Origin of the sequence: Pseudoalteromonas sp. SCSIO 43095 (assembly GCF_023650455.1) — a bacterium.
Classification (GTDB): domain Bacteria; phylum Pseudomonadota; class Gammaproteobacteria; order Enterobacterales; family Alteromonadaceae; genus Pseudoalteromonas; species Pseudoalteromonas tetraodonis.
Map to the genome: position 1 here is coordinate 498,965 of NZ_CP087995.1, position 24,205 is coordinate 523,169.

Sequence of the window (24,205 nt, forward strand, 5' to 3'; positions counted from 1 at the left end):
TTAAAAACACAATTGCCATTTTTTTGCCACAATTGCTCAGCAGTTTGCCATTTTTGATCCCCTTTGTTGCCACTTCATGGTGTTTTAATACAACTATTGAAATTACAGATACAACGCAAGTGCCAACCAATAGCTTGCCAACCATTATTAATAGTAAGGAATAAATCATGAAGAAAACATTAATCGCACTCACACTCGTTAGTACTTTTTGCACTCCTGCTTTTGCCGCGGATACTCCATCGAAAGAAGCAAAAAAGGAAACCATAGTCGGCCTAAGCACAGGTGCCATTATTGGTGGCGTTGTTGGTGGGCCTATTGGCGCGTTTGTAGGTGCATTTGCTGGTGGCTTAATTGGCGATGCCAAGGTGGCTGAGCAAACTATTGCCGAGCAGCAACAAGCTTTAACAGTTATGGCAGAAAAAACCAACGACTACCAACATGTTCTTAATCATAACAGTCACTTAGAAGCGCAACTTGAGCTATTGGCTCAGCAGAATGAGCAATTAACGCAATCACAACTTAATAATTTATTAGCAATGACGGTGCAATTTAAAACAGGCTCTAGCGATATTGCTCCTCATTTTGCTAAGCAGCTTGATCAATTAGTTGCGTTATTAAAAAGCCAGCCACAACTCGCACTTGATTTAAGTGGCTTTGCCGATCAGCGTGGTGAAGAGCAAGCAAACTTATTACTTTCAAAAGCCAGAGTAAACGCCGTAAAAAGTTACTTAATTAAACAAGGTGTAAGCCATACACGTTTAAGCGCACAAGCATTTGGCGAGCAGCAAAGCATAGCAAGCAGTAACACCCTTGAAGATAACTTTTTTGACAGACGCGTTACTCTCACTACCCGTGCGCTAAATCAGTCAAGTAATCAAACAGCAAGCAATTAACAGCGTGCGTTCGAGGGAGTGATTTATGTTGAGTAAACCCACCAAAGTGCTTACCAAGGTAAGCCTTTTTATTTTTATTATTATCGTGCTTTTGGCCAGCTTTAAAAGCCATGCACAGTCGCCAAAACTATCCTTGTTTGATAGCCAAGGAGTGGCGGTTAATCCTGGGGTTATTTTAAAAAGTGATGCAAAAATGACCCTAACAGGACTAATTAATCATGTTGTAGTAACGCAGCACTACATAAATGAAAACCCTTTTGCAGTAAATGCACGTTATATATTTCCTTTACCCGGTGAAAGTGCCGTGCAAGCAATGACCATGCGTATTGGTGAGCGAGTGATTCACGGTAAAATAGCAAAAAAACACCAAGCAGAAAAACAGTATCAAGCTGCCAAGCAAACAGGGAAACAGGCCTCTTTGGTTCGTCAGCAGCGCGCAAATATGTTTATAACAAATGTGGCAAATGTAGGGCCAGGAGAAGAAATAGTTATAACGCTTGAGTATCAAGAGATTATTAATTACCAACACGGAACCTTTGCGATTCATTTTCCAACCACAATTACGCCACGGTATCATGCAATAACAGGGGAAGTTAACGATGATCAAGATAAACATGCGATAAAAAGCGCTAATGCACCTTTGTTCACTCCACAGGGGTGGTTAAGCCCTGTTTATACAAAACAAACCAATGAGGCGGAAAATGCCAGCGATTTAAGCTTAACAATTAACATGGATATAGGCTTAGAATTGGTTGATATAAATGCTAAGTACCATCAAATTAATGTTGAAAACCCTGCATTTGGGCAATACAGCATTGCGCTAAAACCACAGCAAGCCATAAATAGAGACTTTGTACTTGAGTTTAAGCCACTTCAAATAGCGCAAGCGCAAGCTGCACTTTTTACTCAGCAAGCACAAAATGGTGAGCAGTATGCGTTAGCAATGTTAATGCCGCCAAGCGATAGTTTTACTCAATCTCAGCGTTTACCGCGTGAAATGGTGTTTGTAGTTGATACTTCGGGATCTATGCATGGGCAGTCTATTGAACAAGCTAAAAAAGCGCTGTTTTACGCATTATCATTATTAGATAGTGATGATAGCTTCAATATTGTCAGTTTTAATAATGAGGTTGCAGCCATGAGTGAGACCCCATTAATTGCCAGTGACTTTAATTTACGTCGCGCAGAGCGTTTTATTTATAATTTACAAGCCGATGGCGGAACTGAAATAAAAGGCGCACTTGATGCAGTACTCGATGGTACACAGTTTGAAGGGTTTGTACGCCAAGTTGTATTTTTAACCGATGGTAGCGTAAGTAACGAAGATCAATTATTTAAACATATTGCGCATGCTTTAGGTGATAGCCGTTTATTTACTGTGGGCATTGGTAGTGCGCCTAACCGTTATTTTATGCGTCGTGCCGCTGATATAGGCAAGGGAACTTACACCTTTATAAGCAGTGCTCATGATGTGCAGCCGAAAATGCAGCAGTTGTTTGATAAACTTGCTCACCCGGCGATGACTAATTTAGCGTTAACAAATACAAATGGAGAGAGTTTAGATTTTTGGCCCTCACCTTTGCCTGACCTATATTTTGCTGAGCCTATTATGGTGGCTATTAAATTAGACACTACCGATGCAATTACTTTTACGGGGCAAACGGTGCATGGGGAGTTTAAGGTTAAGCTTAATCCGCAAGCAAGCTCAAAAGCCACAGGAATTGATAAGCTTTGGGCACGTCAAAAAATAAAGTCATTATTGCTATACAACCAACAAAGTGAAGTAAAACAGCAAGTGCAGCAACTTGCGCTTGAGCATCAGTTACTTAGCCCATTTACTGCGTTTATTGCCATAGAAGAGACGACCATAAAAGAAGTTGCTAAACAAACTACACAAGTGGCTAATTCAATGCCGCAAGGAATGAGTATGCGCTTGCCGCAAACTGATGGGCAAAGCAAAATGCATATTGTGTTTGGAGCTTTAATGCTACTAGGTGGTCTGTTGTTAGTAAGGCGCTGCAAATGAAAAAGTGGCTAAGCATAGGTTTACTTGCCTTAGGTTTGAGCTTGTTTGGCCATGGTGTATACATGCAGGCAAAGGCGTGGCTTGCACAAGTGTTAATAGAGCAAGCATGGCAAACGACCCTTAAATCGCCCAATAAAAAAATTAAGCCGTGGTTTTATGCTGATAGTTACCCAGTGGCACAAATTATATGGCCAAAGCATAATAAACGACTAACCGTGCTCGATGGCGCAAGTGGTAGAAACTTAGCGTTTGCGCCGAGCCACTTTTTACCTGCTGGGGAGTTAGGTGGGGCTGATTTTGGTAACTCGCAAGGAGCACTTATTGCTGGCCACAACGATACCCACTTTGCGTTTTTAAAAAACGCTAAAGTGGGGGAGCAATTTTCTCTACAACTTAAAAATGGCCAAGTGCAGCATTATTCAGTAACACACGTTGAGGTAATTAATCAGTACAACACCGATTTTTTGCAGCAATCAGGGTTGTATTTATTAACCTGTTACCCTTTTGATTCACTGGCCTCGGGGACCGATTTAAGATGGTTAGTGTCGGCTGAAATATCCTCACCCGAAGTTGAGTTAGGAATATCGACCACCAGCTCTTGATGGCGTTGACTAATCATTACGCCTATAAATACCACAAATATGCTGATCCACTGGCCAAGAGTTAGTACCTCGTTGAGGATAATGGCTGACAAAATTAAAGTGAAAATAGGGATTAAATTAGAGTAAGCCGCGGCGGTTAATACCGACACTTTACTAATTGCATAGTTGTACATGCCGTACCCACCCAAAGTAACACAAGAGCCTAAGTACAATATGCTCATTAGTGCGGTTAAATCGTGTTGATTTTCACTGGGTAGGTCAATAAATAATAAAAACGGAGCAAAAAACAAACTACCACTCACGCCTTGCAGAGCAATCAATGTGAGCGGGGAGTAGCGGTTAGCTAAATGTTTTATACACACGGTATAAAATGCCGCGCACACCATGGCCATTAATTCTAAAAAATTTCCCAGTAATGGGTTTGGGGCTTGGCTTGAACTCGGTGAGAGCAAGGTCAGTAAAATACTGCCGCCAATACACAGCGTAAAACCCACCACAATAGCTTTACTAATATGCTCTTTGAGCATGAAAAATGCTAAAAGTGCCACAATAATGGGTAAACAAGAAACAATCACCCCCGCTTGAGAGGCTGAGGTATATTCCATTGCGTGGCCTTCAAATAAAAAGTATAAGCAAGGCTCTGCCAGCGACATGCCTAATAAGTACTTCCAATCGCCTTTTAAATATTCAAAGCGAATTACGTAGCGCCATAAACATAACGAAATCAGTAAAGTGGTGAGCATACGTAAAAATATCACCAAGGCTGGGTCATAAATCGCAATCGCGTATTTAAGTGCAATAAAGGAGCTACCCCACAAAAAGGTGGCAATAATTAAGCATAAACTGGCAGGCATAAGGCGTAATTTAAAAGGTTGAATATAGTGCGATCCTAGCACGCAGAGGGGGGATTGAATATTTTTTACTTGTTCAAAAATACCGAACTGGTATAAATAAATGCATCATTTATTGCGCAAAGTAAAAAACATGCAAAGGGATCAGGTCGTAGTTGTAAAGCTAGGTACAAGTGTACTCACTGGCGGTACCGATAAGTTAGACAAGGCACATATGGTGGAACTTGTTCGCCAATGCTGTGAGCTAAAAAAGCAAGGTCATCACGTTATTTTAGTATCAAGCGGTGCGGTTGCTGCAGGTCGCGAACAGCTATTAAAACCCTGTGGGCGTACATTGATAGATAAACAAATGTTGGCCGCCATTGGACAGGGGCAACTCATTCATATTTGGCAAAGTTTATTTGCGTTGTATGGCGTTAACGTGGGGCAAATGCTACTAACGCGCGCAGATGTTGACGACAGAGAGCGCTATTTAAATGCCCGCGATACCCTCAATGCCTTATTAAATTACGATGTAGTGCCGATCATCAATGAAAACGACGCGGTTGCGACCAGTGAAATAAAAGTAGGTGACAACGATAACCTATCGGCATTGGTGGCTATTTTAGCCAATGCCGACAAATTACTGCTACTGACCGACCAGCAAGGGTTATTTACCAGCGATCCGCGCACCGACATTAACGCCACCTTGATTGACGAAGTTACCCATATTAATGATGAGTTACGCCAACTTGCGGGTGGCAGCGGTACAAACCTAGGCACAGGGGGCATGGCAACCAAGCTACAGGCCGCAGATATTGCCAGAAGAGCTGGGGTTGAGGTGATTATTGCCAAAGGCGCTGATGAAAATGTGATTTTAAAATGCATGAGCGAGCAACTGCCAGGCACTCGCTTTTTAAAACTTACCGCGCCTAAAGATGGCCGAAAAAAATGGTTATTGGCAGGGCCTAAAAGTAGTGGCCAAATTTTAATTGATGCCGGTGCGGTGCATGCATTGCAATCTAAGGGGGCTAGTTTACTTGCTAAAGGCATTACGCGTGCAATTGGTGAATTTGAACGTGGAGATTTAATTAACTTAATTGATGTAAACCAGCAAATTATTGCACGGGGGCTAACTCGCTTTAGCCATCTTGAAATTGATAAAATAAAAGGCGCACACTCTAATCAAATCAGCCAATTACTTGATTACGATAGCGGCGTGGAAGTACTACACAGAGATGATATGGTGGTGTTGTAATTAAGCACTTTTTTAACGATATAGCGCAACGTATAATCCGCTTATAGTGTTGCGCTTTTTTGTGTTAAAATCTTGCACCTTAAATTTGTTGTAAAGAGTATTGAAGATGAAATTAGTTCGCTGGGTTTTAGGTTGTATCATCTTATTTTTTAATTTTGTTTTTACGCCGCGTAGCAAAAAACGTGATCCGCAAGAGCAAGCTAAGCTTGATCAGCAAACCGCACAATTTAAGCTCTATCAATTCAAAGCATGCCCTTTTTGTGTAAAAGTGCGCCGTTCAATTAAGCGTGAAGGCTTAAAAATTGAAACACGCGATGCAAAAAATGATGAGCAATACCGCCAAGAGCTATTAGAGCAAGGCGGAAAAGTTAAAGTACCTTGTTTACGTATTGAGCAAGATGGCCAAGTTAAATGGCTTTATGAATCAAACGATATTATTGCTTACTTAAACAAAGTAGCCGCTTAAAATATTTATTGGTATTTCATACCATCTCACTTATTAAAAGAGACATTACCATGACAATTCGTACCCGTGTTGCTCCGTCGCCAACTGGTGACCCGCATCTTGGCACCGCTTACATTGCCTTATTTAACTACTGTTTTGCTAAACAGCAAGGCGGTGAATTTGTACTTCGTATTGAAGATACTGACCAAGTTCGCAGCACACCAGAATCTGAACAAGCCATCATGGATAGCTTACGCTGGTTAGGCCTTGAGTGGGATCATGGTCCTGATGTAGGTGGTGATTTTGGTCCATACCGTCAATCTGAGCGCAGTGATTTATATAAAAAATACGCTCATCAGTTAGTTGAAGACGGCAAAGCATTCTACTGTTTTGCAACCAGCGAAGAACTGGACCAAATGCGTGAAGAGCAAATGGCTGAAGGTCTGCGTCCTAAATACGATGGCCGTGGCTTAAACCATACCGAAGACGAAATTAAAGCAAACCTAGCTGCTGGTAAACCGTACGTTATTCGTATGAAAATCCCAAGCGAAGGTACGTTTAAGTTTAACGATTACCTACGCGACGAAATTGAGATCCCGTGGGAAAACGTAGACATGCAAGTGCTATTAAAAGCGGATGGCTTTCCAACTTACTTTTTAGCTAATGTGGTGGATGATCACCACATGCAAATTAGCCATATTTTCCGTGGTGAAGAGTGGATAAACTCAGCGCCTAAGCTATTAAAACTGTATGAAGATTTTGGTTGGGAAGCACCCGTATTAGGTCACTTACCATTACTGCGTAACCCAGATAAATCAAAACTGTCTAAGCGTAAAAACCCAACGTCTATTAATTACTACAAAGAAATGGGTTACCTACCAGAAGCGGTACTAAACTACTTAGGCCGTATGGGTTGGTCAATGCCTGATGAGCGTGAAAAGTTCACCCTTAATGAAATGATTGAACATTTTGACATGAAGCGTGTATCGCTGGGGGGCCCAGTATTCGACGTAGACAAGTTAAGCTGGTTAAACGGTATGTGGATCCGCGAAAACTTAACTGATGCAGAGCTAATGCAGCGTTTTGTTGACTGGAAATTTAATGGCGACATGCTTGCTAAAGTATTACCGGAAGCTAAAACGCGTATAAATACGCTCTCTGACATGGTTGATTTAGCAGGGCACTTTGTAGGCGGTATCCCGACTTACGATCCAGCGCTATTAACAGCCGGTAAAGCTGACGAAGATGTTATTCGCCAAGCATTACAATTTTTTGTATGGCAGCTAGAAGGCTTACGTAGCTTTGAAAAGCCAGCTATTTTTGCAATTGCAAAAGAAGTCGCTACCTTCCACGAGCTTAAAATTAAAGACTTCTTAGAGCCTATATTTGTGGCTATTACCGGTAAAACATCATCAACTTCGGTATTAGATGCAATGGAAATTTTAGGGTCTGACCTATCGCGTGCACGTTTACGTGTTGCGCTTGCCCATTTAGGTATTTCTAAAAAGCAGGCTAAAAAGATAGAACGCGCATACCGTGATTATCCAAGTGCGTAATCGCGTATACAGATTCAAAAGCCGCTTAATTTAAGCGGCTTTTTTGTGCCTGTAATTCTAAGATGGAGTTGCCAGCATAGGGTAAGTAAATAAGAAAAAGTGAAACACATTAACGAGCCAATGACATAAAATGGCCCATTCTAACCGGCTTGTTTTATAGTAAATATAGCCATATCCAAAACCTGCAACGGCCGCCACAAGCATATAATGAGTACCCGCTGAAAAGTGTGCCAGTGAAAATACACAAGTACTGATAGCCGGTGCGAGCAGTGCAAACCTGCTCGGGGTTATTAGTTTTGAAAGCTTAGTTTGTATCACTCCCCTAAATAATGCCTCTTCTGCAACGCAGGTAAAAAGTAGGTTGATGGCTATAAATAACAACCAAAATTCAGGTACTTTTGGCGCAAATTCAACAAGGTTTAACGTTAAAGCAGTTATGAGCGCCGCTAAAATAGTGATAATTATGATTAAAGCAGGGTAGCCGAAAGTTACAGGCTTTGCCGTTTTATTTTTTGCAAAAAAATAAGCGGCCAGCATTAAACCCGCTAACGCTTTATCAAAATTAGCATATAGGGTAAATGCAATTGCGTTACTGGTGATTTGTTCATTAACAACAATAGGTAGATTTTTAAACCCCGCAAACCAATGTAAGGCCAACCCGAGTGAGGTCGTTAAAAATAAAGACGTTAGAACATTACGTTTTAACGCTGAGGTTGCCAATAGCGTAAAGTGAAACAACCCCACATAAACAGCTATAACAGCAACTGCGTTTAAATTTATATGTTGTTGATAATAGGCAGTAGTAACACTTAGCAGTAATAAGTATTGCCATAATGGTTGGCGAAATACAGTGAGTTTACACTGCGGGAAAACACATAAAATAGCGGCAGCTAAAAAGTAAAAAGTCATTGGCAAATACAGCTTGTTGTTTGATAGAGGAAATGAGTGAAAATGAATCACATAGCGTTATAGTCTCAATTAGATAATTTTGAGCTATTAATAATTATAGGCTTGTCCGGTACAAATAATGGCTAAATCACAATCGTAGCGGGATACTGATTGGCACTGCTCCAGTGTAAATGCATTGCCACCTAAATAAAGCACATCGTTTTTAAGGGATTCTATAGCTTGTGATTTCAAACGGTTATAGCTAATTGAGGATGTTCGCGTATCATCTGATACATCGCAGCTTTCGCCTTTTATTCCACCAAGGGGGCTTGCACCTCTATCGAGAGCGTCTTGAACACTGTAAAACTGCTCTAGGCCACGTTTTTTAATGTGGCTTGAAACGTGTTCTGATAAAACGTCGTCGTCGATATTGGTTGTGTAAGTAACGTTATTACAGCCAGTTAAAAATGAAACCGCGCATATTAATAAAGAAAAATACTTCATTAGTTAATCCCTTAAACTCGTATTTGCCTAATTTACTTAGTTAATTAGCGAGTTGCAAATTATCATTTTTAGCCTTTATTAAACAGATTCGACCTCTCAAGATTTTTTTTCTGGTAGTATGGCTAGGTTATAAGCAGTTTAAGCAGTGAACACACTATGTTAAGTCCTTACTATCAGCAGCATGCTGATTATGTTTCAATTTCTCGTGAGCAAGGTTGTCGCTTTGCTAAATGTGTAGCCGACGACTACAACCCGCTTCATGATAAAGACGCTAAAAAGTTTTGCGCACCAGGAGACTTACTTTTTTCTCTAGTGTTAGACCGCTATGGCATTAGTGAGCGAATGGAGTTTACCTTTGCCGGTATGGTTGATGAAAATACCAAGCTAAATTTTCCAGAACAACCTGGAGAAGAGTTTGATGTAAACCATGGCGAAAAAGTAATTTTAAAGGTTAAACGCGACGGTAAAACCAGTAAATGCCCAACACTTACAAACAGTGTAATAAAAAATTATGTTGAGTTCTCAGGTGCTGCGTTCCCGCATGTAATTATTCCTTTAATGGGCAAGCAAGCGGTAATGATAAATCCTGCGCGGCCTATGATTATTTATGAATCAATGATAATTAACCTTAATAACATTGATATTAAATCACCGACCCTTGAGTTTGCTGAGCCAAGTTTTGAATACGCTGGTAAACGCGGCAAAATAACCTTGCGCTTTAATTTACTCGAAAACGGCGAAAAGGTGGGTTTTGGTGAAAAACACATGGTGGTATCGGGTATTCGTGAGTACTGTCAAAGCACCGTAGATGATTTAATTGCATTTTATAATGAGCGTAAAGCCACATTAAAACCAGCTTAAATACTTCATTTTACTTAGGCGCTATTTAGCGCCTTTTTTATTACTTAAGCTCAGGTATAATAGCGTTCTTTGTTATTTTAAAGCCAAGCTTATGTCTGCCACATCGTTCTCATCACTAGCCCTAGACCCGTTACTATTAACGGCAATAGAGCAAAATAATTACACTACGCCTACCGCCATTCAGCACAAAACGATACCGCCAATTTTAGCGGGCAAAGACGTTATGGGCAGCGCTCAAACTGGTACTGGTAAAACAGCCGCTTTTGTTTTGCCGCTATTACATAAGCTTTTAAATACCGCTAAAAAAGACGAACCAGGCATTGCCCGTGTGGTTATTTTAACGCCCACTAGGGAGCTTGCTCAGCAAGTATTTGCAAGCTTTGAAAAATACGCACAAGGTACAGATATAAAAGGTGCACTTGCCTATGGTGGCGCAAGCATTGGCCCACAAATCAAAGCACTTAAAACAGCGCAAGTAATAGTGGCAACGCCAGGGCGCTTACTTGATCATATAGTGAAGGGCAGTGTGCTGCTTTCAAGTGTTGATTCGTTAGTATTTGATGAAGCCGACCGTATGCTTGATATGGGTTTTATTGACGAAATTAAACGAATACTGCGTCACATCCCAGGCGATCGTCAAACCTTACTGTTTTCCGCCACCTTTGATGACAGTGTATTTGAGCTGAGTAAAAAATTGCTCAAAGACCCTGAGCTTATTGAAGTCGATAAGCGCAACTCTGCTGCTGTAGAGGTTGAACAAGTTATTTACGCAGTAGATGAAGACAGAAAGCGCGAACTGGTATCGCACATGATTGGCATGAAAAACTGGCGCCAAGTACTTATATTCACCCGCACAAAACAAATGGCCGATAAGCTTGCCAAAGAAATGTGTAAAGATGGTTTAAAAACCGAATCTATTCATGGTGATAAATCACAAGGTGCTCGCGACCGCGCATTACAAAACTTCAAAGAAGGCAGTACGCGTGTTTTAGTGGCCACCGATGTAGCGGCGCGCGGTTTAGACATACCGGCACTTAAATACGTAATTAACTTTGAATTGCCATACATAGCTGAAGATTATGTGCATCGTATTGGCCGTACAGGACGAGCTGGCGAGCAAGGCCTTGCAATGTCATTAGTGAGCTTAGATGAGCAATGGCTACTTGAAGAAATTGAAGTATTGCTTGATACCCGCTTAACACCACAATGGCTTGAAGGCTATGAGCCCGACTTAAATAAGCCACCTAAAGATAACCGCAAAAACACCAACAAAGCGCGTAAAGATCGCGATAAAAAACGTATTACAGGCCAAAGAGCCCCGAGTAGAAGACGTAAATAAAAGCTTAGGACTTCACCTAACCTAATAGGTAACTAAGAGCAATAATCGGACACTGAAAAAGTTAAATTTATTCCTGAGTTTTGAATAGAAATCTAATTTTGTCCAATAACATTATTAAACGCCGTTTTGGGGCAAAATAACATACTTAATTCCTGGCCCTTTTAATTATTTGTTTACAAAGGTAATTATTGGTGAAATTATTATGGTATGTAATATACGCCGTTTTGGTGTGTTATAAACCACCAAAATGGTGTTCAATAAGCTGTTAGCATTACGGAGTATTCATGGAAGTTTTTAGCTATATAGAAAGCCTATCACCATTCATTCAAGGGATTTTAGGTGCTGCTTTTCTTACCTTTACTCTATATGTCGGCCAAAAAACAATCACTGTTTTGTCAGGAAAAATTGGCAAAGACAAGGTAGTGGCTAACACGTTTGCACTGATGGCAACCACAACTGAATATGAGAGCCTACGAACTGAAAGTTACTTTATTTGCCTTTATGGTGCATCGCATTACTTTTTAAAATCACTCATATTTATAGTACTATCTTTGTTAATTTCGCCAATTAACCATATAACTTCAATCATTGGTTATATAACAGCCGTTTACTTCCTATTTCGTGCATTATCATATGTTCCACATTTCACCTCGTTAGGAAAAGATGAAGCAGAGAGAAAGGAAAAGCTTGATATCTTGTTAAAAAAACATGATGAGAAATGAGTTATTACAAGCTAAGTAATGCTAACAAGTTATTGAAGAAAGACTCGTCACGGCTTGCTCGAGTTCCTTCGTAACCAAAGTTTAGCAAGCCTAAACTCGCTTCTTAATGAAGCGTTAGGCAGTTTTGATGACAACAGCAGAAAAATTTGTCGACGCGATATATTCGAACTTTGAAGGGCGAGCACCTTTCGCGGCTGGGTATGGTCGTGGCTTTGCTAGCAAGGTGTATCCCGTTGTTTATGAAAATGATAACGGAGTGCCACTTGGTTTAATTGCTGTAGCTGCTACAAATGAAGCTGACACTTCAGAAGTACAGTTATTTCATGTCAGCGCTTTTAAGCCTGGTAATGGGCACGGCAAAGAAATGATGATCTATATCTGCAATCTTGCCGACACTTACAAGGTTAAAATTTATCTTCAAGCTGAAGTGCAGTTTAGTGATAGACAGACTTTAATTGGCCAAGAACTAGTCAATTGGTATCGACTGTTTGGTTTTGTTGGCGACTGCACGATGCACAGGGAGCCAAATACCTAACAATCGCCATTAAAAACGCGCCTTTGGGCGCTCGACTCGCAACAAGTTGCTCGCGTTTGTGGCGGGCGGGCCAGCCTCCGCTATTGGCACTTTGCCAAAATGAAGCTTTGATAAAGTCCTACAGTTTAAACCTCACAGTTCAAGTTAGTACTTATTAAAATAAACGAAGCTAACTACTTGAACTGGCTTATTCTATGTCGCTTATTATTGTTGCCCGAACCCCGAACCCCGAACCCCGAACCCCGAACCCCGAACCCCGAACCCCGAACCCCGAACCCCGAACCCCGAACCCCGCAATTAAGCTATTAGTTTTTCCGCAAGGTTGAGTTCCATAATCGCTTTTAATAAACGGTATAAATTAATGGACGCGTCAATTTCTTCTTTACGGTTGGTTAAGCTTTCAATATTTAAACCCAGCGGCACACCTAAGTGGGCACAGCTTTTTAAAATCGAGTCGAGGTTTTCGCGACAAATACGCACTGATTCGCTTAGCGTATTTTCCGAATCAAGCATGCGCCATTTAGTTGCCTCTGGCACTGAGATACCTAGCCACTGCATAAACTCTAAGGTTTTTTCTCCACCACAAGGCGTAAAGGTCAATATAATCCGATTAGGTGTTAGGCCTTGTGCTTTGCATGTGCGCGCATAACTAGTTATTAAATCTATGGTTGCTTGTGCATTGTAAACGGCTTGAGAGATAAAAAACTGGCATCCTTGAGCTGTTTTTTCTATTAAACGTTGGTGCTCGTTGCGCTTATTGGCATGGCGCTCAGCAATGGTTACACCACCTAAAAAGAAGTCTTCAGACTGCTCTGCCAGTGTTTTGTAGGCATTCGGTAAGCTCAGCTTTATATCACCTGCTGATGATGGGCTGCCCACTAACACCACGTTTTTTAAATCGTAGTCATTTTTAGTTTCATCTAACCACGCTTTAAACTCACTCACACCGCGCTGAGCTACACTTTTATAAGTAATTACATCAAGATCAGATAAGCCTCGTAAGAGTTGACTGTACTCGCGCGGATCAACTGTTTGCTTAAATGCAAATGGACGCGCTTGCTCTGTACGGCTGCTTTCATCTTGAATGTCATAAATAATCACACCGTCATATTCAATTTCGTGTAAACGGCCTAATAACTTTTCGGCAATGACTTTTAATTGCGCTTTATCGGTCCCAATTTTTGGCGGTGTTGTGCCAATTAGGTAAACACCTTGGTTGGTGTCCTGTATTTTTTCTTGAAGTGATAAAGCCATAATCCCCATTCCAGCTTAATTTGTGATGATGGATTTAATATAGCAGCCATTTAGACGTCTAGATAGATTTATTTATTGAAGGTTTCTCAACTAACGTGAATTATTTTCATCGTTAAATTAAATAACTGACACAGTTGTTTACATAATTAATAGGCTTAGGGCTCTTATATTTAATTACTTTACGGCATACTTAGTTTGGTAAATGTTTTAAAAATTGCTCAATTTAAAAAGGGATAACAATGAAATTTAAATTATTGGCAACTAGCCTAGCGGTATCGCTGGCCTTAACAGGTTGTGCTATGCAGCAAAACCAAAACACGCAAACAGCAGCTCAACAAGAACAAGTTAATAAAGCAGATGAGCGTGTTTTTTCACAAGATTACCTAATAGAAGAGCTAGATAACGGCTTGCGCGTTATGGTAGTTAAAACCGATTACCCAGATGTAGTATCGCTACAAATACCTGTATCTGTTGGCTCGCGTAATGAAGTGGAAGCGGGTAAAACTGGTTTTGCTCACTTTTTTGAACACATGATGTTTAAAGGCTCTGAAAAGTTTCCGCAAGATGTGTATTCAGATATTTTAAAAAATTCTGGAGTTGATAACCGCGCCTACACAACTAACGATTACACTAACTACCACTTAAATTTTTCAAAACAGCACCTTGATAAAGTACTTGAGATTGAAGCGGATATTTTTCAAAACTTAAGCTACACCGAAGAACAATTTAGAACCGAAGCGCTAACGGTTAAAGGCGAGTACTTAAAAAATAATGCCAGTCCAATTCGTAAATTATTAAGTGCGGTACGCCAAGAAGCGTTCGATAAACATACCTATAAACACACTACTATGGGCTTTTTTGAGGATATTGAAGCCATGCCAGATCAAATGGCCTACGGTAAAGAGTTTTTTGATAAGTTTTATAAGCCTGAATATGTATCGCTTGTGATTGTTGGTGATGTTGAGCCAAAAGAGACCATGGCGATGGTTAAAAAACACTGGGGTAACTGGCAAAAAGGCGACTATGTTGTTGATATTCCAAAAGAGCCAACTCAGCAAGCGCCAAAATATGTGCATGAGCAAAACGAAGGGTTACCAGGTCATTGGTTACTTGTGTCGTATAAAGGGGCTGCATGGGAGCCTCAGAAAAAAGACAGAGCCGCATTAGACTTACTGTCGCAGCTTTATTTTTCGAGCAATTCAGATATTTATCAAGAGCTGGTAGTAGAAAAACAAATCGCGAGTCAAATGTTTACCTATAACCCTGAAACTAAAGATCCAGGGTTACTGCATGTATTTGTAAAAGTTGAAAATGCCGATGATTTAGCCACAGTGCGTGATGCCATTAACCGTACGTATGCCAAAGCGCGTACCGAGTTGGTTGATAGCCAAAAACTCAGCGATTTAAAGTCTAATCTTAAATACAGCTTTATAAATGGTTTAGATTCGTCGCAAGCAATTGCCTCTACCCTTGCCAGCTATATGCATTTTGAGCGCGATCCTGAGGTAATTAACCAACTGTATAAATCGGCAGACAATATCACTAGCGAAGATATTAGAGCCGTTGCCAATAAGTACTTTGTTGATAATGCTCGCACCACAATTACTATGTCGGCACTTGATAAAGCCCCTGGTTTTGAACAAGAAAGCGATTTAGATGCCTTGGTAGCAAAATATCAGCAAGCACCGAGTAAGCCTATCTTTAACGTGCTTGATAAAACTAATAGCTCGCCGTTAATCGATATTAACTTATTATTTAATACCGGTGCCGCTGCCGATCCGCAGGGTAAAAAAGGCGTGGCGGCACTCACTGCCGCAATGCTGGCGCAAGGTGGCTCAACCTCAATGAGTTACAAAGATATTAAAAAGGCAATGTACCCGCTGGCGGGTAGTTTTGGTTATCAAATAGATAAAGAAATGCTGTCGTTCCAAGGGCGTATTCATAAAGATAATGCAGCTCAGTGGTATGCCTTAGTGAGTGAACAACTGCTAAACCCAGGCTTTAGAGAAGATGACTTTAAACGTCTGAAAAAAGAAATGATCGATGGCATTAAATCGGGTTTAAAAGCTTCTAATGATGAAGAGTTGGGTAAAGAAGTGCTCTACAGCGTACTTTATAAAGGTCACCCTTATGAAAGCTATAACTACGGTGACTTATCAGATTTAGAAGCGCTGACTCTTGATGATGTTAAAGCGTTTTATAATGCTGAGCTTACACAAGCTAAACTTACTGTGGGTTTAATTGGTGCCGTACCTGAAAAACTTAAAGCACAAATGTTAGCTGACCTAGCGACGCTCCCTAAAGGCGAACAAAGCCGCTTAACAATCCCTGATGCGCCAGAGCTTAAAGGTCATCATGCAACGATTGTTGAAAAGTCAGCGCAATCAACGGCTGTGTCGTTCGGGTTCCCTATTGATACCATTCGTAGCAGCGAAGACTGGACCGCATTGTGGCTAGTGCGTTCGTACTTTGGTGAGCATCGCAGTTCTAACAGTTACTTGTACGAACGTATTCGTCAAACACGTGGTATGAATTACGGTGATTACGCCTATATTGAATACTTCCCTAGAGGTATGTTTCAAACTAAACCGGATGCAAACTTAGGGCGCTCTGAGCAAATATTCCAGGTGTGGTTGCGTCCACTGCGCTCAAACAACGATGCGCATTTTGCTACCCGTACCGCATTATTTGAGCTAGATAAGCTAATTAAAAATGGTATGACCGAGGCAGATTTTGAAGCCACACGTAACTTTTTAATTAACTTTGTGCCACAAATGGTTGCTAGTCAAAATCGCCAGTTAGGTTATGCGCTAGATAGCGAGTTTTATAACACCGATAGTTTTGTAAACTACGTCACAAGCAAACTGAAAACATTGACTGTTGGCGATGTAAATCGAGTGATTAAAGACAACCTACAAACTGAGAATATTCACTATGTGTTTGTTACCGGTGATGGTGAAGATATGCAAAAACGTTTAGCAACAATGAAAACCTCGCCTATGGTGTATAACACCGATAAGCCTGCCGAGTTAGTGGCTGAAGATAAGGTAATTGCTGATTATAAATTAGCAATACCAGCAAAAAATATTGAAGTAGTAAAGGTGGATAAAGTATTTCAATAATTTAAGTTCTTAAATATAAAAAAATGCCCCTGTGTCGTAAGCATTGGGGCATTTTATAAATGGTTAAATCTGCATAGCTGTTATATGACATGACTTGAAAAAAGTAATATAAGCCTGAAATTTAACTGGTTATATCTAATAACTAGAACAAATAACAAAGGGATTAACACCTAGGCGGCTAAATCCGTTAGAATTGGCCTTAGGCTCTTTGTAATAACTTAAGGCATTATTATGCGTCATGAAATTTGGCAACAGCTTCGTAGCGAAGCAAATGAAGTAGTAACTCGTGAACCCCTTTTAGCGAGCCATGTGTATTCGTGTATTTTAAATCATGAGTGCTTAGGGTCGGCATTGAGTTTTATTGTTGCTAATAAACTAGCTGATGCTGTGGTTTCTGCTTTTACAATCCGTGAGCTGTTTGACCAAGCTTTTGTAAAGTGTGACCGGATGCTGACACATGTTGCTCATGATATTAAAGCGGTAAAAGATCGTGACCCTGCGGCCGAAACCTATCTTACCGTGATTTTAAATTTAAAAGGGTTTCACGCGATACAAGCACACCGTTTAGCAAACTGCTTATGGCAACAAAATCGTAAAGAGCTTGCGCGCTTTATTCAAAGCCGTACCTCAGAGGTGTTTGGGGTTGATATTCACCCTGCCTGTAAAGTTGGCCAAGGCATTATGTTTGACCATGCTACCGGTATTGTAATTGGCGAAACTGCCGTGATTGAAGATAATGTATCTATATTACAATCGGTTACATTGGGTGGTACGGGTAACGAGCAAGGCGATCGCCACCCTAAAATTAGAGCGGGCGTACTTATTGGCGCGGGCGCTAAAGTACTGGGTAACATTGAAGTGGGCGAGGGCGCACGTATTGGTGCAGGCTCTGTGGTACTAAGCCCTGTGCCACCTCATACTACCGCTGTTGGTGTACCTGCAAAAATTATTGGTCGCCCAGATTGTGAGTGCCCGGCAGAGAGTATGAACCAAAACTTTTTAGAATACCCCGAGCCAGAAAACGAATCGCACACCAGTGCAATGCTTTAATTTTTGAGTACCTAGAAATGATATATAAAAGTAACCTTGTGGCTATGCTGCTCTGTTTTTCTTCAGGCGTGGCGTTAGCAAGTGGTTACTTTTTGTTTTTTAAAGATTCCACTCGTGTTTCCTCAGCGCCCAAACAAGCTGTAATCTCTTCGGCTAGCACTCAAGTCAATAATCAAGCAACTACTTTGCAAGGTTTAGTGCAGGTTAATAAAGCCCATGCGGCTGATCAACAAACTCAGCTAGCACAACATGTGGTTGAGCTTAATCAGCAGCTTGAAAAAAAATCAATCCAGCTTAAGCAATCTCAACAACAGCTAAAGCTAAATCAATTAGAAAGTGTAGAGCTTGATGATGAGCTCGCAATACAGTTTGAGCATGAGGCTGATAATCTCGAATGGAGTTACGAGCTTGAAGTCGCGTTAACTGACTTTTTAATTATTAATGAGTTTGCAGATAGCGCTGAGCTTACAGCGCTAAAGTGTAAGCAAACAATTTGTAAGTTTGAGCTTACCATAAACCAACATGCCGTTAATTATGGAGCTAAATTATGGCGCGAGCTAAACGATAAGCTTCACCTTGAACCTTGGTGGCAGCAATTTAAACTCAGTGCATCTCAATCTAACGATGCCCGTATTGAGTTTACTGTTAGTACACAAGGCTAGCGCTTAGCAATATGGCTAAGCTTCTACCTTTGAAATAACCTGGCCATCTACTAACTCAGTGGTCAACACATCACCCACTTTTACATCTTCCACTGATTTAACCACTTTATTTTGCGCTGTTTTAGTAATGCTATAACCACGTGCTAATACATTAAGCGGGCTAACCGAATCAAGCCGACTCGCCTGTAAGGCAAGGGTGTTATTTGCTTGTTGCAGTTGCTGCTGCATCGCTTGGTGTAACCTTGTATGGAGCTGTGCTAACTGATGGTTTGCATTTGCTAGCTTTTTATCTGGTGATTGGCGCATTAGTCTGGGTGTTAAATTAGCTAACACGCGTTCTTGTTGATATAAACGCTGACGAATTGCCTGTTGCAGTGCAATACTCAACTCATCTAAGCGTTGTGATTTTTGGTTTAGCTGATTGCGCGGGTGACATAAATTTAAGCGATGCTGCAACTGTATGGCTTGTGCGCGTTTATCGGCAATGTCGTGTTTAAATGCATTCGCTAAACGATTAATTAACTGATTAACCCTATTATGTAGCTCTTGTGTATTGGGGCTTACGAGCTCTGCGGCTGCAGAAGGGGTTGCGGCGCGTACATCAGCGACATAATCGCTAATTGTGGTATCTATTTCATGGCCAACAGCGCTCACAATGGGCAGCGAGCTTTGATAAATAGCACGAGCAAGTTGTTCATGGTTAAAGCACCATAAATCTTCTAATGAACCACCACCGCGTCCGAGAATGATAACGTCGACTTCATTACGTAAATTTGCCAACTCTATTTGATTTATCAAATGGCCATGCGCTTCTTTGCCTTGCACCATCGCAGGGTAAATAACGATTTCTAATTGCGGAGCACGACGTTTTAGTACGGTTAAAATATCTTTAATTGCGGCGCCTGTAGGTGAGGTGATCACCCCTATGCGATTTATGTTTTGGGGTAGGGGTTTTTTATAGGCGGAGCTAAATAAGCCCTCTGCAGCCAAACGCATTTTTAGCGCGTCAAACTCTTGCTTAAGTTGCCCTTCGCCGGCAGGCTCCATCTGTTCAACAATAAGCTGGTAGTCACCACGGGGTTCGTACAAAGATACACGTGCTTTAACGGTTACTTGTGCGCCGTTAATTGGTCGGTAACTTTGGTTGCGATTATTGCCTCGCCACATGGCGGCTTTAATTTGCGCTTTATCGTCTTTTAACGAAAAATACCAATGCCCAGAAGCAGGCGCAATAAAGTTAGAAATTTCACCAGTGAGTACTAAAGACGCAAAACCTTGTTCAAGTAAGGCACGTATTTCACGATTAAGGCGAGATACGGTATAAACCGTTTGCGAGGGCTTAGAAAACATAAAAACTACCAAAAAACATTTATAAATCTAGCTTATCATAAATAAATACAAAATATTATTTACTAGTGCCCACAACGCTGTTAAAATTTGGCCGCAATTCCTTATCTTAGATCCACATGTGAGAAGTTGCCAAAATGCTTAGAATCGCTAAAGAAGCTCTTACCTTTGATGACGTACTTTTAGTACCTGGTCATTCTACTGTTTTGCCACATACGGCAAATATTTCAACTCGCTTAACGCGTGGTATCAAACTTAACTTGCCGCTCATTTCAGCATCTATGGATACTGTTACAGAAGCTCGTTTAGCTATTGCCCTCGCGCAGGAAGGTGGTCTTGGTTTTATTCATAAAAATATGACCATTGCAGAACAAGCGAAAAATGTTCGTAAAGTTAAAACCTATGAAGCGGGTATTGTTTCATACCCTGTTACAGTAACGGCCGATCTGACTATTGCAGATGCCGTTGAGCTGTCTCAGGAAAAGGGATTCTCAGGTTTTCCGGTCACCGATAGCGAAAATAACCTTGTAGGTATTGTAACTAGTCGTGATATGCGCTTTGAAACTAAGCTTGAACAGCCGGTTTCAACAGTGATGACGAAAAAAGAAAACCTAGTAACGGTTAAAGAGGGAGCGGCTCGCGAAGATATCTTAAGCTTAATGCACGAACACCGCATTGAGAAGATTCTTGTGGTTGATGATGCGTTTAAACTTAAAGGCATGATCACCGTAAAAGATTACCAAAAAGCACAAGACAAACCAGACGCGTGTAAAGACGAGCAAGGTCGTTTACGTGTAGGTGCTGCAGTAGGTGTTGGCGCAGGTACTGATGAGCGTATTGCTGCATTAGTTGAAGCCGGTGTTGATGTACTACTAATCGATACTTCTCATGGTCACTCACAAGGTGTTATTGACCGTGTTGCAGCGACTCGTCAAGCTTACCCTGATTTACAAATTGTTGCGGGTAACGTGGCAACTGCCGAAGGTGCTATTGCGCTTGCAGATGCCGGTGTTGATGCTGTTAAAGTAGGTATCGGCCCAGGTTCTATTTGTACTACACGTATTGTTACCGGTTGTGGTGTACCACAAATAACAGCTATTTCTGATGCGGTTGAAGGCCTTAAAGGCCGTGATATTCCAGTGATTGCTGATGGCGGTATTCGTTTTTCTGGTGATATTGTAAAAGCATTGGTTGCGGGTGCATCGTGTGTAATGGTTGGCTCTATGCTAGCGGGTACTGAAGAAGCGCCAGGTGAAGTGGAGCTTTATCAAGGTCGTTACTACAAGTCTTACCGTGGTATGGGTAGCCTAGGTGCGATGGATCAAAAAGAAGGGTCATCAGATCGCTACTTCCAAAAATCAAACCAAGCTGACAAGTTAGTACCAGAAGGTATTGAAGGTCGTGTGGCTTACAAAGGGCCAATTGCAACCATTATTCACCAACAAGTGGGTGGTCTTCGCAGTGCAATGGGCTTAACCGGTTGTGCCACAATCGAAGAGCTAAACACTAAACCACAGTTTGTACGTGTAACTTCTGCTGGTATGGGTGAGTCGCATGTTCATGATGTGCAAATCACTAAAGAAGCACCGAACTACCGTTTAGGCTAATCAGCCTTTAACAACTTGAAAAAAGTGGGCTAACCTTTGTTAGCCCTAATATAGTCACGCAGCTTTAGCTGGTGGCGTTTAGCACCTGACTTTACGAGATACTTCATGAGCAAAGACATTCACGATTCACGAATCCTCATTTTAGATTTTGGTTCACAATACACGCAGTTAATCGCCCGTCGCGTGCGCGAAATTGGTGTTTATTGTGAGCTTTGGGCTTGGGATGTAACCGAAGAGCAAATTCGCGAGTTTAACCCACAAGGTATTATCCTTTCTGGTGGCCCAGAATCAACCACGCTTGAAAATAGCCCGCGTGCTCCTGAGTATGTATTCAATGCAGGCGTTCCAGTACTTGGTATTTGTTACGGCATGCAAACTATGGCAACGCAGCTTGGCGGCCGTGTACATAGTTCAGATAAAAAAGAATTTGGTTACGCACAAGTTGAAAAAGTGGGTAACTGTGCATTATTTGATGCCATTGAAGATCATATTACTGATGGCGGCAATGGCGTATTAGATGTGTGGATGAGCCACGGTGATAAAGTAATGGAAATTCCAGATACGTTTAAAACCACAGCTAAAACATCTACCTGCCCGCATGCGGCAATGTCTAACGAAGAAAAGCGCTTTTACGGTGTACAATTTCACCCAGAAGTAACGCACACGCATCAAGGTCAACGTTTACTAGAGCGTTTTGTTATTGATATTTGTGGTTGTGAAAAATTATGGACGCCGGCAAAAATAATTGATGACGCCATTGAACGTATCAAAGAAACTGTAGGTGACGACGAAGTTATTTTAGGCTTATCAGGCGGTGTAGATTCATCGGTTGTGGCTATGCTTATTCACCGTGCTATTGGTGAGCGACTAACCTGTGTATTTGTTGATAACGGGCTACTTCGTTTAAACGAAGGCCAGCAAGTAATGGACATGTTTGGCAATAAGTTTGGTTTAAACATTGTTAAAGTAGATGCCGAAGACCAATTTTTAAATGACTTAGCAGGTAAATCAGACCCAGAAGATAAGCGTAAAGCCATTGGCCACACGTTTATTAATGTATTTGATGAGCAAGCCAAAAAGCTTAAAAACGCAAAATGGTTAGGTCAAGGTACAATTTACCCTGACGTAATCGAATCAGCAGCTTCAGCGACTGGTAAAGCACACGTAATTAAATCGCACCATAATGTGGGCGGCTTACCAGATGATATGCAAATGGGCTTAGTAGAGCCATTACGTGAGTTATTTAAAGATGAAGTACGTAAAATTGGTTTAGAGCTAGGTTTACCGTACGACATGCTTTACCGTCACCCATTCCCAGGGCCAGGTTTAGGTGTGCGTGTACTTGGCGAAATCAAAAAAGAGTACTGTGACTTACTCCGCCGCGCTGATGCTATCTTCATTGAAGAGCTTCACAAAGCAGAGCTTTATCATAAAGTAAGCCAAGCGTTTACTGTATTCTTACCGGTTAAGTCGGTAGGGGTTATGGGCGATGCACGTAAGTATGATTGGGTTGTTTCACTTCGTTGTGTAGAAACCATCGACTTTATGACTGCGCGTTGGTCACATTTACCGTATGAATTCTTAGGTGTGGTTTCAAACCGTATCATTAACGAAATCGACGGTATCTCTCGTGTTGTTTACGATATTTCAGGTAAACCACCTGCCACTATCGAATGGGAATAATCCTCCAGTTACTGTAATTTCGTAATAACTAACGGCGAATTAGCATGCTAATTCGCCGTTTTGTTTATTTAAAAAGCAAACAAACCAAAAAGTTGATTTTTTACTTTACCTTTGTCAAAAGGTCTTTATAATTCATCGTCATTGCAGGGGCGTAGTTCCAATTGGTAGAACAGCGGTCTCCAAAACCGACGGTTGGGAGTTCGAATCTCTCCGCCCCTGCCATCTCTTCTTTACATTGTTTTGATTACTTCCTATATTATTCTCTTACTAATCCATCGAGTTGTTATGCATTCACGTTACGCATCTGTTTTTGGTATAGAAAAGCTTGAACTTAATCAACACTTTCGCCCAGCTCAAGCTGAGTTGTCAGCGACTTCATCGTTAATACTCTGTGATACATTAAAAAATGATATTGAGCGTGCCTTTGCGCCTGTAACAATAAACTCAATTGTTAAATCGCCAATCATTGAGTTTAGTGAGCAACAATTAGGCCTGCCTGATTCAAACCTAACCTGTGCGCAAAAACGTGCGTTATGGGCTTTAATGAGTGAACACCTTGATACACTTTAAGTCGGTTAGTGATGATAATATCAATGAGCTGATGGCCATTGAAAATGCCTGTCATACACACCCTTGGACGTTAAAAACAATGCAGTCGTGTTTGCAGGGCCGCTATTTTAATTTAGCTGCGTTCGATGATGAGCAAATGATAGGCTTTTACATTGGTGAAAAAGCAGGGCCCGATTTTACCTTAATGGACATTTGTGTCGCCCCGAGCTTTCAGGGACGAGGGTTTGCTAAGCAGTTATTAACGCAGTTTATAGCGTATGGCGAGCAACATAGTGCCGAAAACTTATTTTTAGAAGTGAGAGAGTCTAATACGCGGGCGATTGCTTTGTATGAACGCGCAGGCTTTACTGAAATGTCTGTGCGTAAAAATTATTACCCCAGCGATGCGCCCAATAAAAATGGCTTTGAAGATGCGATTTTAATGGGCATGGCACTGGGTTTAAATTTTTAA

Annotated in this window: 22 protein-coding genes and 1 tRNA gene; 18 read left to right on the forward strand and 5 right to left on the reverse strand. The window is 41.2% G+C overall.

Annotated elements, in window-relative coordinates:
• The first annotated feature begins 167 nt into the window (after positions 1–167).
• From pdsO to LOC50_RS02315, 3 genes are read left to right on the forward strand one after another with little or no spacing between them, the layout of a single operon-like run.
• Positions 168–893, forward strand: a complete 726-nt coding sequence (gene pdsO, locus LOC50_RS02305) for a sortase-associated OmpA-like protein PdsO (protein ID WP_036981499.1) — start codon at positions 168–170, stop codon at positions 891–893.
• Positions 894–918: 25 nt separating this feature from the next.
• Positions 919–2,919 carry a marine proteobacterial sortase target protein gene (locus LOC50_RS02310; RefSeq protein WP_250653544.1) on the forward strand — a complete coding sequence of 667 codons (2,001 nt, stop codon included), beginning with the start codon at positions 919–921 and terminating at the stop codon, positions 2,917–2,919.
• On the forward strand, positions 2,916–3,521 hold the full coding sequence (locus tag LOC50_RS02315; RefSeq protein ID WP_036981504.1) for a class GN sortase: 606 nt from the start codon (positions 2,916–2,918) through the stop codon (positions 3,519–3,521). Before LOC50_RS02310 ends, LOC50_RS02315 begins: the two co-directional genes overlap by 4 nt.
• Here LOC50_RS02315 and LOC50_RS02320 read toward each other — a convergent pair.
• Positions 3,416–4,375: a DMT family transporter gene (locus LOC50_RS02320; protein WP_036981507.1), complete on the reverse strand. Its 960-nt coding sequence runs from the start codon at positions 4,373–4,375 to the stop codon at positions 3,416–3,418. The two genes, LOC50_RS02315 and LOC50_RS02320, sit on opposite strands and share 106 nt — an antisense overlap.
• 130 nt (positions 4,376–4,505) lie before the next feature.
• Here LOC50_RS02320 and proB point away from each other — a divergent pair, with 130 nt between their 5' ends.
• The 3 genes from proB to gltX all read left to right on the forward strand — a co-directional run bounded on the left by proB (position 4,506) and on the right by gltX (position 7,610).
• Entirely contained in the window at positions 4,506–5,609 is a 1,104-nt protein-coding gene (proB, locus tag LOC50_RS02325; RefSeq protein ID WP_128583350.1) for a glutamate 5-kinase, read from the forward strand.
• 106 nt (positions 5,610–5,715) lie between these two features.
• Positions 5,716–6,075 carry a glutaredoxin family protein gene (locus LOC50_RS02330; protein ID WP_036981509.1) on the forward strand — a complete coding sequence of 120 codons (360 nt, stop codon included), beginning with the start codon at positions 5,716–5,718 and terminating at the stop codon, positions 6,073–6,075.
• Positions 6,076–6,125: 50 nt separating this feature from the next.
• On the forward strand, positions 6,126–7,610 hold the full coding sequence (gltX, locus tag LOC50_RS02335) for a glutamate--tRNA ligase (RefSeq protein ID WP_250653545.1): 1,485 nt from the start codon (positions 6,126–6,128) through the stop codon (positions 7,608–7,610).
• 57 nt (positions 7,611–7,667) lie between these two features.
• On the opposite strand, the gene LOC50_RS02340 is transcribed toward gltX, so the two are convergent.
• Both LOC50_RS02340 and LOC50_RS02345 read right to left on the reverse strand, forming a co-directional pair.
• A complete protein-coding gene (locus tag LOC50_RS02340) occupies positions 7,668–8,519 on the reverse strand; it encodes a CPBP family intramembrane glutamic endopeptidase (protein WP_250653546.1) in 852 nt (283 codons plus the stop codon).
• Between the two features lie 87 nt (positions 8,520–8,606).
• Complete coding sequence (locus tag LOC50_RS02345; RefSeq protein WP_250653547.1) at positions 8,607–9,002, reverse strand: hypothetical protein; 396 nt, start codon at positions 9,000–9,002, stop codon at positions 8,607–8,609.
• Positions 9,003–9,158: 156 nt separating this feature from the next.
• On the opposite strand from LOC50_RS02345, the gene LOC50_RS02350 reads away from it, so the two are divergent.
• The 4 genes from LOC50_RS02350 (at position 9,159) to LOC50_RS02365 (ending at position 12,459) form a co-directional block, all read left to right on the forward strand.
• Positions 9,159–9,863 (forward strand): DUF3581 domain-containing protein, encoded by a 705-nt coding sequence (locus tag LOC50_RS02350; RefSeq protein ID WP_069440165.1) that lies wholly within the window; start codon positions 9,159–9,161, stop codon positions 9,861–9,863.
• Between the two features lie 91 nt (positions 9,864–9,954).
• Positions 9,955–11,202, forward strand: coding sequence for a DEAD/DEAH box helicase (locus LOC50_RS02355; RefSeq protein ID WP_250653548.1), 1,248 nt, complete (start codon positions 9,955–9,957; stop codon positions 11,200–11,202).
• 284 nt (positions 11,203–11,486) lie between these two features.
• Entirely contained in the window at positions 11,487–11,924 is a 438-nt protein-coding gene (locus tag LOC50_RS02360) for a hypothetical protein (protein ID WP_250653549.1), read from the forward strand.
• Positions 11,925–12,051: 127 nt separating this feature from the next.
• Positions 12,052–12,459, forward strand: coding sequence for a hypothetical protein (locus tag LOC50_RS02365; protein ID WP_250653550.1), 408 nt, complete (start codon positions 12,052–12,054; stop codon positions 12,457–12,459).
• 297 nt (positions 12,460–12,756) lie between these two features.
• On the opposite strand, the gene LOC50_RS02370 is transcribed toward LOC50_RS02365, so the two are convergent.
• Positions 12,757–13,713 carry a methylenetetrahydrofolate reductase gene (locus LOC50_RS02370; RefSeq protein ID WP_138765509.1) on the reverse strand — a complete coding sequence of 319 codons (957 nt, stop codon included), beginning with the start codon at positions 13,711–13,713 and terminating at the stop codon, positions 12,757–12,759.
• 239 nt (positions 13,714–13,952) lie between these two features.
• On the opposite strand from LOC50_RS02370, the gene LOC50_RS02375 reads away from it, so the two are divergent.
• The 3 genes from LOC50_RS02375 (at position 13,953) to LOC50_RS02385 (ending at position 18,547) form a co-directional block, all read left to right on the forward strand.
• Positions 13,953–16,835, forward strand: coding sequence for a M16 family metallopeptidase (locus tag LOC50_RS02375; RefSeq protein ID WP_250653551.1), 2,883 nt, complete (start codon positions 13,953–13,955; stop codon positions 16,833–16,835).
• Positions 16,836–17,066: 231 nt separating this feature from the next.
• Entirely contained in the window at positions 17,067–17,885 is an 819-nt protein-coding gene (gene cysE / locus LOC50_RS02380) for a serine O-acetyltransferase (protein ID WP_010387694.1), read from the forward strand.
• Positions 17,886–17,902: 17 nt separating this feature from the next.
• Complete coding sequence (locus tag LOC50_RS02385; protein ID WP_250653552.1) at positions 17,903–18,547, forward strand: hypothetical protein; 645 nt, start codon at positions 17,903–17,905, stop codon at positions 18,545–18,547.
• Between the two features lie 15 nt (positions 18,548–18,562).
• Here LOC50_RS02385 and xseA read toward each other — a convergent pair whose 3' ends face one another.
• Positions 18,563–19,897 (reverse strand): exodeoxyribonuclease VII large subunit, encoded by a 1,335-nt coding sequence (gene xseA / locus LOC50_RS02390; RefSeq protein WP_250653553.1) that lies wholly within the window; start codon positions 19,895–19,897, stop codon positions 18,563–18,565.
• A gap of 134 nt (positions 19,898–20,031) precedes the next feature.
• Here xseA and guaB point away from each other — a divergent pair, with 134 nt between their 5' ends.
• From guaB to rimI, 5 genes are all read left to right on the forward strand, one after another.
• The gene (gene guaB, locus LOC50_RS02395) at positions 20,032–21,501 is read left to right on the forward strand and encodes an IMP dehydrogenase (protein WP_036981532.1); all 1,470 of its coding nucleotides are present in this window, start codon (positions 20,032–20,034) and stop codon (positions 21,499–21,501) included.
• Between the two features lie 105 nt (positions 21,502–21,606).
• Entirely contained in the window at positions 21,607–23,184 is a 1,578-nt protein-coding gene (guaA, locus tag LOC50_RS02400) for a glutamine-hydrolyzing GMP synthase (protein WP_250653554.1), read from the forward strand.
• Positions 23,185–23,329: 145 nt separating this feature from the next.
• Positions 23,330–23,406 (forward strand) — tRNA-Trp (locus LOC50_RS02405).
• Positions 23,407–23,469: 63 nt separating this feature from the next.
• Entirely contained in the window at positions 23,470–23,754 is a 285-nt protein-coding gene (locus LOC50_RS02410) for a hypothetical protein (RefSeq protein ID WP_138627174.1), read from the forward strand.
• The gene (gene rimI / locus LOC50_RS02415; RefSeq protein ID WP_248474081.1) at positions 23,741–24,205 is read left to right on the forward strand and encodes a ribosomal protein S18-alanine N-acetyltransferase; all 465 of its coding nucleotides are present in this window, start codon (positions 23,741–23,743) and stop codon (positions 24,203–24,205) included. Before LOC50_RS02410 ends, rimI begins: the two co-directional genes overlap by 14 nt.